Here is a 16,491-nt window from a genome sequence, read left to right on the forward strand (position 1 = left end):
ATAATTTCCTCCCTTGTCCCATACTTATTAATAACGGGGACAAGCGGGAGGGAAAGCTATGACAAAAAAGCTGAAATGGCTCGGTTTTTTACTTGGCTTTATCATATTATTGTGTTTATTCCGGTTTCAATTCCATAATGATGATTCCTGGCGGCCGTGGAGCCTGCCGCTGAGCGGGAAAATCATCTATCTCGATCCGGGACACGGCGGGCCGGACGGAGGCGCCACGGGAGGCAGTCACCTTGAAAAGGACATTACTCTCGAAGTGGCCTCCAGGGTCAGAGACTATTTGCAGGAGCAGGGAGCTTTGGTTATTATGACGCGGGAGACGGATACTGATTTAGCTCCTGAAGGGACGAGAGGCTACAGCCGACGCAAAGCGGAAGATCTGAGAAAGCGCGTGGAGATCATCAACCGTTCAGAGGCGGAGCTTTATATCAGCATTCATCTGAACGCCATACCGTCACCGAGATGGAGCGGCGCCCAAAGCTTCTACTATGGAAAATACGAAGAGAATGAAAAAGTGGCCAAATATATACAGGACGAATTGAGAATCAATTTGGAGAATACAACGAGAAAGGCAAAACGGATACACGGCATTTACTTAATGCAGAATGTAACCAAACCGGGCGCGCTGGTGGAAATCGGATTTCTGTCCAATCCCGCGGAAGCGAAAAGGCTCGGCCAGCCTAAATATCAGGACAAAATCGCTTCTTCCGTGTATAAGGGCGTATTGAGATATTTCACAGAGAAAGGAGACCCTCCCGAGTAAGGAGGGTTTTTCGCCGATTCTGCGTTTAATATATGGTATAATACCATTTGTAAACGAATACACAAAGGGTGAGGGTTCGATGATAAGAGAAGATGAAGTAAGAAATATAGTCGGAAACATGCGCGAACCTTTTCTTCATAGACCGCTGGGAGAATTGGATGCCATTAAAGAAGTAAAGGTCAAGCCGGAAAAACGGCATGTCAGTGTAAAAATTGCATTGGCAAAAACGGGGACGGCTGAACAGATGGGCATTCAGCAGGAAATCGTATCCGTTTTGAAAGAAGCGGGTGCGGAAACTGTCGGACTGCGGTTTGAAGAGCTGCCGGAAGAAACATTGGCGAAATTCAGCCGGCCTGCTGCTGAAAGCGAAACTCTGCTGAATAGGAAACATCCGCCGGTCTTTCTTGCGGTGGCAAGCGGAAAAGGCGGTGTCGGCAAATCAACGGTTTCCGTCAACCTGGCCATTTCTCTTGCGCGGCTCGGCAAAAAAGTCGGCTTGATCGACGCGGATATATACGGATTCAGCGTGCCGGACATGATGGGTATTACAGTTCGCCCGACAGTTGAAGGAGAAAAACTGCTTCCTGTCGAAAGATTTGGAGTAAAGGTTATGTCGATGGGCTTTTTCGTCGAAGAAAACGCTCCGGTTGTGTGGAGAGGGCCGATGCTGGGCAAGATGCTGAATAACTTCTTCCATGAGGTTGACTGGGGAGAGGTTGACTATATCGTTCTCGATCTGCCGCCCGGCACGGGTGATGTGGCGCTCGATGTACACACGATGCTTCCGAGCTGCAAAGAGATTATCGTATCAACGCCGCACCCTACAGCCGCATTTGTAGCGGCGAGAGCGGGTTCTATGGCGATTAAGACCGATCATGAAGTTGTAGGGGTCATTGAAAATATGGCTTATTATGAAAGTGCAAAAACCGGCGAGAGAGAATATGTGTTCGGTCAAGGCGGGGGAGACAAGCTTGCAGAGGAATTGCAGGTGCCGCTGCTTGGCAGAATTCCTTTAAAACAGCCTGATTGGGACAAGGACCAGTTTGCGCCTTCTGTCTATGACAGAAGTCATCCGATCGGGGAAATTTATATGGGAATCGCCCAGAAAGTCATTGAAAAAACAGCTGAATAAAAAAGGGGCCGGGATCAACACGGCCCGGCCTTTTATTGGCTTTCTTTTTCAGAGCTTGAAGCCGCTTTTTTCAATTCATCCTCGAATTGCTTTTTGAAAAGCGGGCTGGAAAGTGTCTCTGTAATTACATCTTCTAAGTAACTGCGGAACTTTTGGCTTTTCACCAGCTCATAGTATTTTTTATCCATGCCGGGGTCCTGCATGATCTGCATAAAACTTTTCTGATAATCAGGGTCTTTCATCAGTTTTTTTATGATTTTTTCGTGCTCGGGCTGAAGCGTTTTTGCAAAGCTCTCGGCGAACTTTGAGTCTTCAAAGATGGTTTTCCAGAACTCCGCCCCTTTTTTAGAGGTGAGGGTTTTCTCTATTGTGCCTTTAATGGCATTTTGATCAATCACCAATGCCTCATTCATCGCATCATCATTTAATATTTCCTTAATTGCTTTTTTTCCATCATCTGTCTTTAATATATCAACAACCATTTTTTTAGTCTGGTCATAATCCATATCCGCTGCTTGGTCTTTTGGAGCACAAGCTGTTACAGATAATACAACAAAACAGCTTATCAATAGCGTTTTGGCTTTTGACATGCATAAGCTCCTTCCTTACTTGTACTTATTTTTAATATGATTCATCGGAATGGATTTATACATAACAAAATATCGCTGAACGCGATTGTCAGGGGGATGAATAAGAGATGAAAAGCCGCGGGCTTGTTCGATTTTTCTTTTCGATTTTAGCTGTGGGCGCTCTTATTACAAGCGTCGTGGGATTTGCACTGAAGTGGGGGGAGTACAAGGGGTTCTTTCTGAATTTTGAGGCCGGTCAGATTTTCTCTGTTCTGATCTGGTTTATCGGGGTAGGCATGATTTTCAGTGTGATCAGCCAGATGGGATTCTTCGTTTTTCTGACAGTGCACCGGTTTGCCCTTGAAATTCTCAGATCAAACTCGCTTTGGAATCTGCTTCAGCTGTTTATCATTCTGTTTGTCGCTTTTGATTTAATGTACGTCAGATTTTTGTTTTTCGGTAAGCGGGATGACTCGATTGCGGGGTTTGTCTGGCTGCCGCTGGCTCTGCTTGCCGTCGGCCTGTTGACGGCGTATATAAAACAAAAGCAGTCCTCAAAAAATACGTTCGTTTCATCATTATTTTTAATGGTCGTTATTACAGCGCTTGAATGGGTTCCTGCGCTAAGAGTGAATAATGAGGACTGGCTTTATTTGATGCTGATTCCGCTGATGGGCTGCAATGCGTTTCAGCTGTTAATGCTGCCGAAGTTTGCCCAGAGGTAGTTATTTCACTTCTGATGACTTGACGTCAGTATTTGCGATCAGGTCGCCGACTGTCACGTTTTTCAGTCCTTTTTGCTTTAAATTGTGAATGATGGCGGGGAGCGCTTCTTCGGTCTGTGTTGCTGAATCAGAGGCGTGCAGCAGGACAATGTCGCCGCCTTTTATATGACTGTTTACATTTTCAATGATTTTATCAGGACCGGGATTTGTCCAATCCTGCGAGTTAACGCTGTAATGAACAACTGAATAGCGGTACTGCTGTGCAATGGTAAGAACCTTTTTATTAAATTGTCCGGTCGGCGGGCGGAGTAAATGAACATTCTTCACACCCAGCTTTTTAAATGCGGTCTGGGCCCGGAGGATGTCTTTTTTTATTTCATTGTCCTCTAGGTTGGTATAATTCTTATACGCATATCCCATGCTGCCGATTTGATGTCCGTCTTTTACCATACGTTCAACTGTGTCCGGGTGCCGTTCCGCCCAAGAAGCTGACAGAAAAAAAGTGGCGTTTTTAATACCGTTTGCTTTTAGCGCGTTCAGAATCGGAACCGCTTTTTCGTCGCCCCAGCTGATATCGAATGTTAATGCGACTTCGCCCGCTTTCGTTTCCCCTTTTGAAATAGCCTTCGGGCCGCTATCAGTTAAAAATACAGGAAGGGGGACGGCTCTCTGTATATAAAAAAAGCTGGCTGCTGCAAATGCGGCAATGATAATAATAAGCAGCTGTTTTATCCTTCTGATGTGCCACACGTAGAAGTGGTTCACTGATGACGCCTCCTTATCTTGTCCATGCTTGATTACATCGTATGCCGCGGCGGAGATGAATATAACGAAATACGTTTCAAAAAAAACGAAAAAAATACTTGCTAAATTCAGCCGATGCATGGTATATTATTAAACGTCGCTGATGGACAGCAGACAACAACAAAAAGCTTCGGAAACAACTTAAAAAAAGTTGTTGACATAAAAGAAGCTGGGTGGTAAGATAATAAAGCTGCTTCAACAAGCGGTAATGATCTTTGAAAACTAAACAAGACAAAACGTACCTGTTAATTTTTAAATAAATCGCACAGCGATGTGCGTAGTCAGTCAAACTACTTTATCGGAGAGTTTGATCCTGGCTCAGGACGAACGCTGGCGGCGTGCCTAATACATGCAAGTCGAGCGGACAGATGGGAGCTTGCTCCCTGATGTTAGCGGCGGACGGGTGAGTAACACGTGGGTAACCTGCCTGTAAGACTGGGATAACTCCGGGAAACCGGGGCTAATACCGGATGGTTGTTTGAACCGCATGGTTCAGACATAAAAGGTGGCTTCGGCTACCACTTACAGATGGACCCGCGGCGCATTAGCTAGTTGGTGAGGTAACGGCTCACCAAGGCGACGATGCGTAGCCGACCTGAGAGGGTGATCGGCCACACTGGGACTGAGACACGGCCCAGACTCCTACGGGAGGCAGCAGTAGGAATCTTCCGCAATGGACGAAAGTCTGACGGAGCAACGCCGCGTGAGTGATGAAGGTTTTCGGATCGTAAAGCTCTGTTGTTAGGGAAGAACAAGTGCCGTTCAAATAGGGCGGCACCTTGACGGTACCTAACCAGAAAGCCACGGCTAACTACGTGCCAGCAGCCGCGGTAATACGTAGGTGGCAAGCGTTGTCCGGAATTATTGGGCGTAAAGGGCTCGCAGGCGGTTTCTTAAGTCTGATGTGAAAGCCCCGGCTCAACCGGGAGGGTCATTGGAAACTGGGGAACTTGAGTGCAGAAGAGGAGAGTGGAATTCCACGTGTAGCGGTGAAATGCGTAGAGATGTGGAGGAACACCAGTGGCGAAGGCGACTCTCTGGTCTGTAACTGACGCTGAGGAGCGAAAGCGTGGGGAGCGAACAGGATTAGATACCCTGGTAGTCCACGCCGTAAACGATGAGTGCTAAGTGTTAGGGGTTTCCGCCCTTAGTGCTGCAGCTAACGCATTAAGCACTCCGCCTGGGGAGTACGGTCGCAAGACTGAAACTCAAAGGAATTGACGGGGCCCGCACAAGCGGTGGAGCATGTGGTTTAATTCGAAGCAACGCGAAGAACCTTACCAGGTCTTGACATCCTCTGACAATCCTAGAGATAGGACGTCCCCTTCGGGGGCAGAGTGACAGGTGGTGCATGGTTGTCGTCAGCTCGTGTCGTGAGATGTTGGGTTAAGTCCCGCAACGAGCGCAACCCTTGATCTTAGTTGCCAGCATTCAGTTGGGCACTCTAAGGTGACTGCCGGTGACAAACCGGAGGAAGGTGGGGATGACGTCAAATCATCATGCCCCTTATGACCTGGGCTACACACGTGCTACAATGGACAGAACAAAGGGCAGCGAAACCGCGAGGTTAAGCCAATCCCACAAATCTGTTCTCAGTTCGGATCGCAGTCTGCAACTCGACTGCGTGAAGCTGGAATCGCTAGTAATCGCGGATCAGCATGCCGCGGTGAATACGTTCCGGGCCTTGTACACACCGCCCGTCACACCACGAGAGTTTGTAACACCCGAAGTCGGTGAGGTAACCTTTATGGAGCCAGCCGCCGAAGGTGGGACAGATGATTGGGGTGAAGTCGTAACAAGGTAGCCGTATCGGAAGGTGCGGCTGGATCACCTCCTTTCTAAGGATTTTAACGGAATATAAGACCTTGGGTCTTATAAACAGAACGTTCCCTGTCTTGTTTAGTTTTGAAGGATCATTCCTTCAAAACATAGGAACACTAAATGCGCCACTTCCTGTGGCAACGCATGTGTTAGCATGTCCTATGCGTTGTTCTTTGAAAACTAGATAACAGAAGTAATTCACATTCAATTAGTAATGCAAGATATCACGTAGTGATTCTTTTTAACGGTTAAGTTAGAAAGGGCGCACGGTGGATGCCTTGGCACTAGGAGCCGATGAAGGACGGGACGAACACCGATATGCTTCGGGGAGCTGTAAGCAAGCTTTGATCCGGAGATTTCCGAATGGAAACCCACCACTGTAATGGAGTGGTATCCATATCTGAATACATAGGATATGAGAAGGCAGACCCGGGAACTGAAACATCTAAGTACCCGGAGGAAGAGAAAGCAAATGCGATTCCCTGAGTAGCGGCGAGCGAAACGGGACCAGCCCAAACCAAGAGGCTTGCCTCTTGGGGTTGTAGGACACTCTGTATGGAGTTACAAAGGAACGAGGTAGATGAAGAGGTCTGGAAAGGCCCGCCATAGGAGGTAACAGCCCTGTAGTCAAAACTTCGTTCTCTCCTGAGTGGATCCTGAGTACGGCGGAACACGTGAAATTCCGTCGGAATCCGGGAGGACCATCTCCCAAGGCTAAATACTCCCTAGTGACCGATAGTGAACCAGTACCGTGAGGGAAAGGTGAAAAGCACCCCGGAAGGGGTGAAAGAGATCCTGAAACCGTGTGCCTACAAGTAGTCAGAGCCCGTTAACGGGTGATGGCGTGCCTTTTGTAGAATGAACCGGCGAGTTACGATCCCGTGCAAGGTTAAGCAGAAGATGCGGAGCCGCAGCGAAAGCGAGTCTGAATAGGGCGAATTGAGTACGTGGTCGTAGACCCGAAACCAGGTGATCTACCCATGTCCAGGGTGAAGTTCAGGTAACACTGAATGGAGGCTCGAACCCACGCACGTTGAAAAGTGCGGGGATGAGGTGGGTAGGGGTGAAATGCCAATCGAACCTGGAGATAGCTGGTTCTCTCCGAAATAGCTTTAGGGCTAGCCTCAAGGTAAGAGTCTCGGAGGTAGAGCACTGATTGGACTAGGGGCCCCTACCGGGTTACCGAATTCAGTCAAACTCCGAATGCCGATGACTTATCCTTGGGAGTCAGACTGCGAGTGATAAGATCCGTAGTCGAAAGGGAAACAGCCCAGACCGCCAGCTAAGGTCCCAAAGTATACGTTAAGTGGAAAAGGATGTGGAGTTGCTTAGACAACCAGGATGTTGGCTTAGAAGCGCCACCATTTAAAGAGTGCGTAATAGCTCACTGGTCGAGTGACTCTGCGCCGAAAATGTACCGGGGCTAAACGTATCACCGAAGCTGCGGACTGTTCTTCGAACAGTGGTAGGAGAGCGTTCTAAGGGCTGTGAAGCAAGACCGGAAGGACTTGTGGAGCGCTTAGAAGTGAGAATGCCGGTATGAGTAGCGAAAGAGGGGTGAGAATCCCCTCCACCGAATGCCTAAGGTTTCCTGAGGAAGGCTCGTCCGCTCAGGGTTAGTCGGGACCTAAGCCGAGGCCGAAAGGCGTAGGCGATGGATAACAGGTTGATATTCCTGTACCACCTCCTCACCATTTGAGCAATGGGGGGACGCAGGAGGATAGGGTAAGCGCGGTATTGGATATCCGCGTCCAAGCAGTTAGGCTGGGAAATAGGCAAATCCGTTTCCCGTGAAGGCTGAGCTGTGATGGCGAGCGAATTATAGTAGCGAAGTTCCTGATTCCACACTGCCAAGAAAAGCCTCTAGCGAGGTGAGAGGTGCCCGTACCGCAAACCGACACAGGTAGGCGAGGAGAGAATCCTAAGGTGATCGAGAGAACTCTCGTTAAGGAACTCGGCAAAATGACCCCGTAACTTCGGGAGAGGGGTGCTCTGTTAGGGTGCAAGCCCGAGAGAGCCGCAGTGAATAGGCCCAGGCGACTGTTTAGCAAAACACAGGTCTCTGCGAAGCCGTAAGGCGAAGTATAGGGCTGACGCCTGCCCGGTGCTGGAAGGTTAAGAGGAGCGCTTAGCGTAAGCGAAGGTGCGAATTGAAGCCCCAGTAAACGGCGGCCGTAACTATAACGGTCCTAAGGTAGCGAAATTCCTTGTCGGGTAAGTTCCGACCCGCACGAAAGGCGCAACGATCTGGGCACTGTCTCAACGAGAGACTCGGTGAAATTATAGTACCTGTGAAGATGCAGGTTACCCGCGACAGGACGGAAAGACCCCGTGGAGCTTTACTGCACCTGATATTGAATGTTGGTACAGCTTGTACAGGATAGGTAGGAGCCTTGGAAACCGGAGCGCCAGCTTCGGTGGAGGCATCGGTGGGATACTACCCTGGCTGTATTGACCTTCTAACCCGCCGCCCTTATCGGGCGGGGAGACAGTGTCAGGTGGGCAGTTTGACTGGGGCGGTCGCCTCCTAAAAGGTAACGGAGGCGCCCAAAGGTTCCCTCAGAATGGTTGGAAATCATTCGCAGAGTGTAAAGGCACAAGGGAGCTTGACTGCGAGACCTACAAGTCGAGCAGGGACGAAAGTCGGGCTTAGTGATCCGGTGGTTCCGCATGGAAGGGCCATCGCTCAACGGATAAAAGCTACCCCGGGGATAACAGGCTTATCTCCCCCAAGAGTCCACATCGACGGGGAGGTTTGGCACCTCGATGTCGGCTCATCGCATCCTGGGGCTGTAGTCGGTCCCAAGGGTTGGGCTGTTCGCCCATTAAAGCGGTACGCGAGCTGGGTTCAGAACGTCGTGAGACAGTTCGGTCCCTATCCGTCGCGGGCGCAGGAAATTTGAGAGGAGCTGTCCTTAGTACGAGAGGACCGGGATGGACGCACCGCTGGTGTACCAGTTGTTCTGCCAAGGGCATCGCTGGGTAGCTATGTGCGGACGGGATAAGTGCTGAAAGCATCTAAGCATGAAGCCCCCCTCAAGATGAGATTTCCCATTCCGCAAGGAAGTAAGATCCCTGAAAGATGATCAGGTTGATAGGTCTGAGGTGGAAGTGTGGCGACACATGGAGCTGACAGATACTAATCGATCGAGGACTTAACCAATTTGAATGTATGCTTACTGTTATCTAGTTTTGAGAGAACACTCTCAATGGTTTGGTGGCGATAGCGAAGAGGTCACACCCGTTCCCATGCCGAACACGGAAGTTAAGCTCTTCAGCGCCGATGGTAGTCGGGGGTTTCCCCCTGTGAGAGTAGGACGCCGCCAAGCTTTTTATTTTATCTACCATGTTTTTGTTTATGAAGCTTATAATATTCCGCAGTAGCTCAGTGGTAGAGCTATCGGCTGTTAACCGATCGGTCGTAGGTTCGAGTCCTACCTGCGGAGCCATTGCTTCCATAGCTCAGCAGGTAGAGCACTTCCATGGTAAGGAAGAGGTCAGCGGTTCGAGCCCGCTTGGAAGCTTATCTAAATACGTTGATCTGAAGCAGTTTCCGAATGTTATGGAACTGTTATTTTTTGTTTAGTTCAGTAAAAATCTGTTGCTGATTGTACCAGTTAAGGTATAGGTATTTAGCGCGTCTTCTGATGAAGCCTTTCTTCAATGATGCAAAAGAGATTAACATAATTAATTGTTAAACGGTATTGACTTTTATCAAAACCTTGATATAATTACTTTTGTCATAATGAACAGTATAAATAACAATACGGTTTACCGCCATCTGAGGCTGTATTCTGGCCATGCATTACATTTTTACTTGCGGAAGTAGTTCAGTGGTAGAACACCACCTTGCCAAGGTGGGGGTCGCGGGTTCGAATCCCGTCTTCCGCTCCATTTTATCCCAACGGGATATTGTGAAATTAATTGCGCCCGTAGCTCAATTGGATAGAGCGTTTGACTACGGATCAAAAGGTTAGGGGTTCGACTCCTCTCGGGCGCGCCATAATATTTTAAAAAATCGGGAAGTAGCTCAGCTTGGTAGAGCACATGGTTTGGGACCATGGGGTCGCAGGTTCGAATCCTGTCTTCCCGACCATTCTCAAGCTTTAAAGATAATATACTGGTTTTCTTTTTTTCTCTTTTTTAAAAAAATGCTTGATTTATAGAGAAGCACCGTGGTATATTATTAAACGTCGCTGATGGACAGCAGACAACAACAAAAAGCTTCGGAAACAACTTAAAAAAGTTGTTGACATAAAAGAAGCTGGGTGGTAAGATAATAAAGCTGCTTCAACAAGCGGTAATGATCTTTGAAAACTAAACAAGACAAAACGTACCTGTTAATTCAAAGTTTTAAATAAATCGCACAGCGATGTGCGTAGTCAGTCAAACTACTTTATCGGAGAGTTTGATCCTGGCTCAGGACGAACGCTGGCGGCGTGCCTAATACATGCAAGTCGAGCGGACAGATGGGAGCTTGCTCCCTGATGTTAGCGGCGGACGGGTGAGTAACACGTGGGTAACCTGCCTGTAAGACTGGGATAACTCCGGGAAACCGGGGCTAATACCGGATGGTTGTTTGAACCGCATGGTTCAGACATAAAAGGTGGCTTCGGCTACCACTTACAGATGGACCCGCGGCGCATTAGCTAGTTGGTGAGGTAACGGCTCACCAAGGCGACGATGCGTAGCCGACCTGAGAGGGTGATCGGCCACACTGGGACTGAGACACGGCCCAGACTCCTACGGGAGGCAGCAGTAGGGAATCTTCCGCAATGGACGAAAGTCTGACGGAGCAACGCCGCGTGAGTGATGAAGGTTTTCGGATCGTAAAGCTCTGTTGTTAGGGAAGAACAAGTGCCGTTCAAATAGGGCGGCACCTTGACGGTACCTAACCAGAAAGCCACGGCTAACTACGTGCCAGCAGCCGCGGTAATACGTAGGTGGCAAGCGTTGTCCGGAATTATTGGGCGTAAAGGGCTCGCAGGCGGTTTCTTAAGTCTGATGTGAAAGCCCCGGCTCAACCGGGAGGGTCATTGGAAACTGGGGAACTTGAGTGCAGAAGAGGAGAGTGGAATTCCACGTGTAGCGGTGAAATGCGTAGAGATGTGGAGGAACACCAGTGGCGAAGGCGACTCTCTGGTCTGTAACTGACGCTGAGGAGCGAAAGCGTGGGGAGCGAACAGGATTAGATACCCTGGTAGTCCACGCCGTAAACGATGAGTGCTAAGTGTTAGGGGTTTCCGCCCCTTAGTGCCGCAGCTAACGCATTAAGCACTCCGCCTGGGGAGTACGGTCGCAAGACTGAAACTCAAAGGAATTGACGGGGCCCGCACAAGCGGTGGAGCATGTGGTTTAATTCGAAGCAACGCGAAGAACCTTACCAGGTCTTGACATCCTCTGACAATCCTAGAGATAGGACGTCCCCTTCGGGGGCAGAGTGACAGGTGGTGCATGGTTGTCGTCAGCTCGTGTCGTGAGATGTTGGGTTAAGTCCCGCAACGAGCGCAACCCTTGATCTTAGTTGCCAGCATTCAGTTGGGCACTCTAAGGTGACTGCCGGTGACAAACCGGAGGAAGGTGGGGATGACGTCAAATCATCATGCCCCTTATGACCTGGGCTACACACGTGCTACAATGGACAGAACAAAGGGCAGCGAAACCGCGAGGTTAAGCCAATCCCACAAATCTGTTCTCAGTTCGGATCGCAGTCTGCAACTCGACTGCGTGAAGCTGGAATCGCTAGTAATCGCGGATCAGCATGCCGCGGTGAATACGTTCCGGGCCTTGTACACACCGCCCGTCACACCACGAGAGTTTGTAACACCCGAAGTCGGTGAGGTAACCTTTATGGAGCCAGCCGCCGAAGGTGGGACAGATGATTGGGGTGAAGTCGTAACAAGGTAGCCGTATCGGAAGGTGCGGCTGGATCACCTCCTTTCTAAGGATTTTAACGGAATATAAGACCTTGGGTCTTATAAACAGAACGTTCCCTGTCTTGTTTAGTTTTGAAGGATCATTCCTTCAAAACATAGGAACACCTGCTAAATGCGCCACTTCCTGTGGCAACGCATGTGTTAGCATGTCCTATGCGTTGTTCTTTGAAAACTAGATAACAGAAGTAATTCACATTCAATTAGTAATGCAAGATATCACGTAGTGATTCTTTTTAACGGTTAAGTTAGAAAGGGCGCACGGTGGATGCCTTGGCACTAGGAGCCGATGAAGGACGGGACGAACACCGATATGCTTCGGGGAGCTGTAAGCAAGCTTTGATCCGGAGATTTCCGAATGGGGAAACCCACCACTGTAATGGAGTGGTATCCATATCTGAATACATAGGATATGAGAAGGCAGACCCGGGGAACTGAAACATCTAAGTACCCGGAGGAAGAGAAAGCAAATGCGATTCCCTGAGTAGCGGCGAGCGAAACGGGACCAGCCCAAACCAAGAGGCTTGCCTCTTGGGGTTGTAGGACACTCTGTATGGAGTTACAAAGGAACGAGGTAGATGAAGAGGTCTGGAAAGGCCCGCCATAGGAGGTAACAGCCCTGTAGTCAAAACTTCGTTCTCTCCTGAGTGGATCCTGAGTACGGCGGAACACGTGAAATTCCGTCGGAATCCGGGAGGACCATCTCCCAAGGCTAAATACTCCCTAGTGACCGATAGTGAACCAGTACCGTGAGGGAAAGGTGAAAAGCACCCCGGAAGGGGAGTGAAAGAGATCCTGAAACCGTGTGCCTACAAGTAGTCAGAGCCCGTTAACGGGTGATGGCGTGCCTTTTGTAGAATGAACCGGCGAGTTACGATCCCGTGCAAGGTTAAGCAGAAGATGCGGAGCCGCAGCGAAAGCGAGTCTGAATAGGGCGAATTGAGTACGTGGTCGTAGACCCGAAACCAGGTGATCTACCCATGTCCAGGGTGAAGTTCAGGTAACACTGAATGGAGGCCGAACCCACGCACGTTGAAAAGTGCGGGGATGAGGTGTGGTAGGGTGAAATGCCAATCGAACCTGGAGATAGCTGGTTCTCTCCGAAATAGCTTTAGGGCTAGCCTCAAGGTAAGAGTCTCGGAGGTAGAGCACTGATTGGACTAGGGGCCCCTACCGGGTTACCGAATTCAGTCAAACTCCGAATGCCGATGACTTATCCTTGGGAGTCAGACTGCGAGTGATAAGATCCGTAGTCGAAAGGGAAACAGCCCAGACCGCCAGCTAAGGTCCCAAAGTATACGTTAAGTGGAAAAGGATGTGGAGTTGCTTAGACAACCAGGATGTTGGCTTAGAAGCACCACCATTTAAAGAGTGCGTAATAGCTCACTGGTCGAGTGACTCTGCGCCGAAAATGTACCGGGGCTAAACGTATCACCGAAGCGCGGACTGTTCTTCGAACAGTGGTAGGAGAGCGTTCTAAGGGCTGTGAAGCAAGACCGGAAGGACTTGTGGAGCGCTTAGAAGTGAGAATGCCGGTATGAGTAGCGAAAGAGGGTGAGAATCCCTCCACCGAATGCCTAAGGTTTCCTGAGGAAGGCTCGTCCGCTCAGGGTTAGTCGGGACCTAAGCCGAGGCCGAAAGGCGTAGGCGATGGATAACAGGTTGATATTCCTGTACCACCTCCTCACCATTTGAGCAATGGGGGGACGCAGGAGGATAGGGTAAGCGCGGTATTGGATATCCGCGTCCAAGCAGTTAGGCTGGGAAATAGGCAAATCCGTTTCCCGTGAAGGCTGAGCTGTGATGGCGAGCGAATTATAGTAGCGAAGTTCCTGATTCCACACTGCCAAGAAAAGCCTCTAGCGAGGTGAGAGGTGCCCGTACCGCAAACCGACACAGGTAGGCGAGGAGAGAATCCTAAGGTGATCGAGAGAACTCTCGTTAAGGAACTCGGCAAAATGACCCCGTAACTTCGGGAGAAGGGGTGCTCTGTTAGGGTGCAAGCCCGAGAGAGCCGCAGTGAATAGGCCCAGGCGACTGTTTAGCAAAAACACAGGTCTCTGCGAAGCCGTAAGGCGAAGTATAGGGCTGACGCCTGCCCGGTGCTGGAAGGTTAAGAGGAGCGCTTAGCGTAAGCGAAGGTGCGAATTGAAGCCCCAGTAAACGGCGGCCGTAACTATAACGGTCCTAAGGTAGCGAAATTCCTTGTCGGGTAAGTTCCGACCCGCACGAAAGGCGCAACGATCTGGGCACTGTCTCAACGAGAGACTCGGTGAAATTATAGTACCTGTGAAGATGCAGGTTACCCGCGACAGGACGGAAAGACCCCGTGGAGCTTTACTGCAGCCTGATATTGAATGTTGGTACAGCTTGTACAGGATAGGTAGGAGCCTTGGAAACCGGAGCGCCAGCTTCGGTGGAGGCATCGGTGGGATACTACCCTGGCTGTATTGACCTTCTAACCCGCCGCCCTTATCGGGCGGGGAGACAGTGTCAGGTGGGCAGTTTGACTGGGGCGGTCGCCTCCTAAAAGGTAACGGAGGCGCCCAAAGGTTCCCTCAGAATGGTTGGAAATCATTCGCAGAGTGTAAAGGCACAAGGGAGCTTGACTGCGAGACCTACAAGTCGAGCAGGGACGAAAGTCGGGCTTAGTGATCCGGTGGTTCCGCATGGAAGGGCCATCGCTCAACGGATAAAAGCTACCCCGGGGATAACAGGCTTATCTCCCCCAAGAGTCCACATCGACGGGGAGGTTTGGCACCTCGATGTCGGCTCATCGCATCCTGGGGCTGTAGTCGGTCCCAAGGGTTGGGCTGTTCGCCCATTAAAGCGGTACGCGAGCTGGGTTCAGAACGTCGTGAGACAGTTCGGTCCCTATCCGTCGCGGGCGCAGGAAATTTGAGAGGAGCTGTCCTTAGTACGAGAGGACCGGGATGGACGCACCGCTGGTGTACCAGTTGTTCTGCCAAGGGCATCGCTGGGTAGCTATGTGCGGACGGGATAAGTGCTGAAAGCATCTAAGCATGAAGCCCCCCTCAAGATGAGATTTCCCATTCCGCAAGGAAGTAAGATCCCTGAAAGATGATCAGGTTGATAGGTCTGAGGTGGAAGTGTGGCGACACATGGAGCTGACAGATACTAATCGATCGAGGACTTAACCAATTTGAATGTATGCTTACTGTTATCTAGTTTTGAGAGAACACTCTCAATGGTTTGGTGGCGATAGCGAAGAGGTCACACCCGTTCCCATGCCGAACACGGAAGTTAAGCTCTTCAGCGCCGATGGTAGTCGGGGGTTTCCCCCTGTGAGAGTAGGACGCCGCCAAGCTGTCTTAAACCAGTTCATGATGAACTGGTTTTTTTATATGAAAGATCACATAGATATAAAAAGCTAATGCCTTTGAAAGGCATTAGCTTTTTTGTTTACATTGATTTTGCTTTGCTGTTGTGATTTTGAAGATTGTTTGATTTTATTGTCTCGAGTATTCTTAAACTGAACACAATCAGCAGCATAAGGACCATCAGTGCAGTAAACAGCCAGAATGCAGTTTGTGCGGGATATTCATCTAAGCTCCAGCCGACGGCGATCGGAAGGAGTGAACCTCCTAATCCGTTTGAAGCGAGCAGAATACTGGTAGTCGTTTCTGTCTTTCCGGGATAAAAATGATTCGTGATGATTAGGGCTATTGCAAACATGCCTGCCATGAACAGCCCTAAAAAGAAGCAAAGGGCAAAGCCGAACCATACGTTTTTACTTAGTGCCAATACGGTAAGTGCAGCCAGACCGCCAATGCTTATGAGACGAAGATAACGGTGATATGTCAGCTTTTCTGATACCGGGCCTGTTAATAACCTTCCGATGATCATCCCCGTCCAATACACTGTAACTGTTATCGTTGCCAAAGAGTTGGGGATATCCCATTTCTCAGCGAAAATGGAGGGGATAAAATGTACAATTGAAACTTCACTGCCGCCGTAAAAGAAGAAGTAAGCCCCCGCCAAGGTAATAAAAAGCAATCCGTGTGACTGATAACCGGTGCTTTCTTTTTTAGTGTCATCGGAAGAGACCTCTTTTCGGATGAGAAGCTGATCAATACTGCCGAAACTCATCTGCTTCCATGCGATTAAAAGTGCAAAACTGGATAACCCTAATACTAAAAAAGCAATTGTCCACATGTGGTTGTTGATAAGAAAGCCTGAGAGCAGAGGCATGAAAAGCGCGCCTAATCCGTAGGCCACTTCCATCTTGCTCATGGCCACAGCCTGTCTTTCTTTAATAGCGGTGAGGATGATCGTGCCTACACAGGATTCCACCAATCCGGCGCCAAGCCCCGCGATGTTGACGAGAAGAAAGAGCAGCGGCCAGGGCGGCAGGAAGGTGATGAACATTTCACAGCTGATGAGTGCCATGCCAAAGATAACGACGTTTTTGCGCCCAAGCTTTTTCACCATGTAAGGCATTCCGATGACACCGATGAGAAAGCCCATGAACTGAGAGAATACCAATACACCGCCATTACTGTAGCTTTGTGAATAATGTGTGAGTAACTCAGGCAGTACGGCTCCCAGAATAACAAGTGTAAAAGCAATCGATCCATAAGAAAAACAGCTTATCCACAGCAGACGAGTTTTCATCATTTTATCTCCTTATTGGTAAAATAATATTTCTCTCTACTCGTATGACATGACGTTTTTACAAAAAATCCAAGTATTGTTACTATATCACATAACTTTT

General features: G+C 49.4%; 6 protein-coding genes, 5 tRNA genes and 6 rRNA genes. 14 read left to right on the forward strand and 3 right to left on the reverse strand.

Annotated features, from left to right (window positions below; all coding sequences use genetic code 11):
• The first annotated feature begins 58 nt into the window (after positions 1-58).
• Both cwlD and VP472_RS00950 read left to right on the forward strand, forming a co-directional pair.
• Positions 59-772, forward strand: a complete 714-nt coding sequence (gene cwlD, locus VP472_RS00945; RefSeq protein ID WP_070081277.1) for an N-acetylmuramoyl-L-alanine amidase CwlD — start codon at positions 59-61, stop codon at positions 770-772.
• Between the two features lie 79 nt (positions 773-851).
• Positions 852-1,904, forward strand: a complete 1,053-nt coding sequence (locus VP472_RS00950; protein WP_003156567.1) for an Mrp/NBP35 family ATP-binding protein — start codon at positions 852-854, stop codon at positions 1,902-1,904.
• A gap of 32 nt (positions 1,905-1,936) precedes the next feature.
• Here the strand turns inward: VP472_RS00950 and gerD are convergent, their stop codons facing one another.
• Positions 1,937-2,494 (reverse strand): spore germination lipoprotein GerD, encoded by a 558-nt coding sequence (gene gerD, locus VP472_RS00955; protein WP_007615280.1) that lies wholly within the window; start codon positions 2,492-2,494, stop codon positions 1,937-1,939.
• A gap of 107 nt (positions 2,495-2,601) precedes the next feature.
• On the opposite strand from gerD, the gene kbaA reads away from it, so the two are divergent.
• Positions 2,602-3,198 (forward strand): KinB-signaling pathway activation protein, encoded by a 597-nt coding sequence (gene kbaA, locus VP472_RS00960; RefSeq protein WP_094247297.1) that lies wholly within the window; start codon positions 2,602-2,604, stop codon positions 3,196-3,198.
• Here the strand turns inward: kbaA and pdaB are convergent, their stop codons facing one another.
• On the reverse strand, positions 3,199-3,963 hold the full coding sequence (gene pdaB, locus VP472_RS00965; protein WP_065180728.1) for a polysaccharide deacetylase family sporulation protein PdaB: 765 nt from the start codon (positions 3,961-3,963) through the stop codon (positions 3,199-3,201).
• 334 nt (positions 3,964-4,297) lie between these two features.
• Between pdaB and VP472_RS00970 the strand changes: the two genes are divergently transcribed.
• The 11 genes from VP472_RS00970 (at position 4,298) to rrf (VP472_RS01020) (ending at position 15,084) form a co-directional block, all read left to right on the forward strand.
• Positions 4,298-5,840: ribosomal RNA gene (locus VP472_RS00970) — 16S ribosomal RNA — on the forward strand.
• Between the two features lie 229 nt (positions 5,841-6,069).
• Positions 6,070-8,986, forward strand: a 23S ribosomal RNA gene (locus tag VP472_RS00975).
• Between the two features lie 50 nt (positions 8,987-9,036).
• Positions 9,037-9,152 (forward strand): 5S ribosomal RNA (gene rrf, locus VP472_RS00980).
• 45 nt (positions 9,153-9,197) lie between these two features.
• Positions 9,198-9,272: transfer RNA gene (locus tag VP472_RS00985), tRNA-Asn, on the forward strand.
• A 2-nt stretch (positions 9,273-9,274) separates the two neighbouring features.
• Positions 9,275-9,347: transfer RNA gene (locus tag VP472_RS00990), tRNA-Thr, on the forward strand.
• A gap of 295 nt (positions 9,348-9,642) precedes the next feature.
• Positions 9,643-9,717: transfer RNA gene (locus VP472_RS00995), tRNA-Gly, on the forward strand.
• 32 nt (positions 9,718-9,749) lie between these two features.
• Positions 9,750-9,826, forward strand: a tRNA-Arg gene (locus tag VP472_RS01000).
• Between the two features lie 16 nt (positions 9,827-9,842).
• Positions 9,843-9,919 (forward strand) — tRNA-Pro (locus VP472_RS01005).
• Between the two features lie 300 nt (positions 9,920-10,219).
• A 16S ribosomal RNA gene (locus VP472_RS01010) occupies positions 10,220-11,764 on the forward strand.
• A gap of 233 nt (positions 11,765-11,997) precedes the next feature.
• Positions 11,998-14,918, forward strand: a 23S ribosomal RNA gene (locus VP472_RS01015).
• Positions 14,919-14,968: 50 nt separating this feature from the next.
• Positions 14,969-15,084 (forward strand): 5S ribosomal RNA (rrf, locus tag VP472_RS01020).
• Together the 16S, 23S and 5S rRNA genes with 5 tRNA genes alongside form the textbook arrangement of a ribosomal RNA operon.
• 95 nt (positions 15,085-15,179) lie before the next feature.
• Here rrf (VP472_RS01020) and VP472_RS01025 read toward each other — a convergent pair.
• Positions 15,180-16,391, reverse strand: a complete 1,212-nt coding sequence (locus VP472_RS01025; RefSeq protein WP_192897770.1) for an MFS transporter — start codon at positions 16,389-16,391, stop codon at positions 15,180-15,182.
• Positions 16,392-16,491 lie beyond the last annotated feature (100 nt).

The organism is Bacillus sp. MT(2024) (assembly GCF_036362845.1).
Lineage (GTDB): Bacteria > Bacillota > Bacilli > Bacillales > Bacillaceae > Bacillus > Bacillus velezensis.

Bases quoted from the DNA above. Each gene is read 5' to 3' on its own strand.
- cwlD (WP_070081277.1), top strand. From the start codon at position 59: ATGACAAAAAAGCTGAAATGGCTCGGTTTTTTACTTGGCTTTATCATA.
- VP472_RS00950 (WP_003156567.1), top strand. From the start codon at position 852: ATGATAAGAGAAGATGAAGTAAGAAATATAGTCGGAAACATGCGCGAA.
- gerD (WP_007615280.1), bottom strand. From the start codon at position 2,494: ATGTCAAAAGCCAAAACGCTATTGATAAGCTGTTTTGTTGTATTATCT.
- kbaA (WP_094247297.1), top strand. From the start codon at position 2,602: ATGAAAAGCCGCGGGCTTGTTCGATTTTTCTTTTCGATTTTAGCTGTG.
- VP472_RS01025 (WP_192897770.1), bottom strand. From the start codon at position 16,391: ATGAAAACTCGTCTGCTGTGGATAAGCTGTTTTTCTTATGGATCGATT.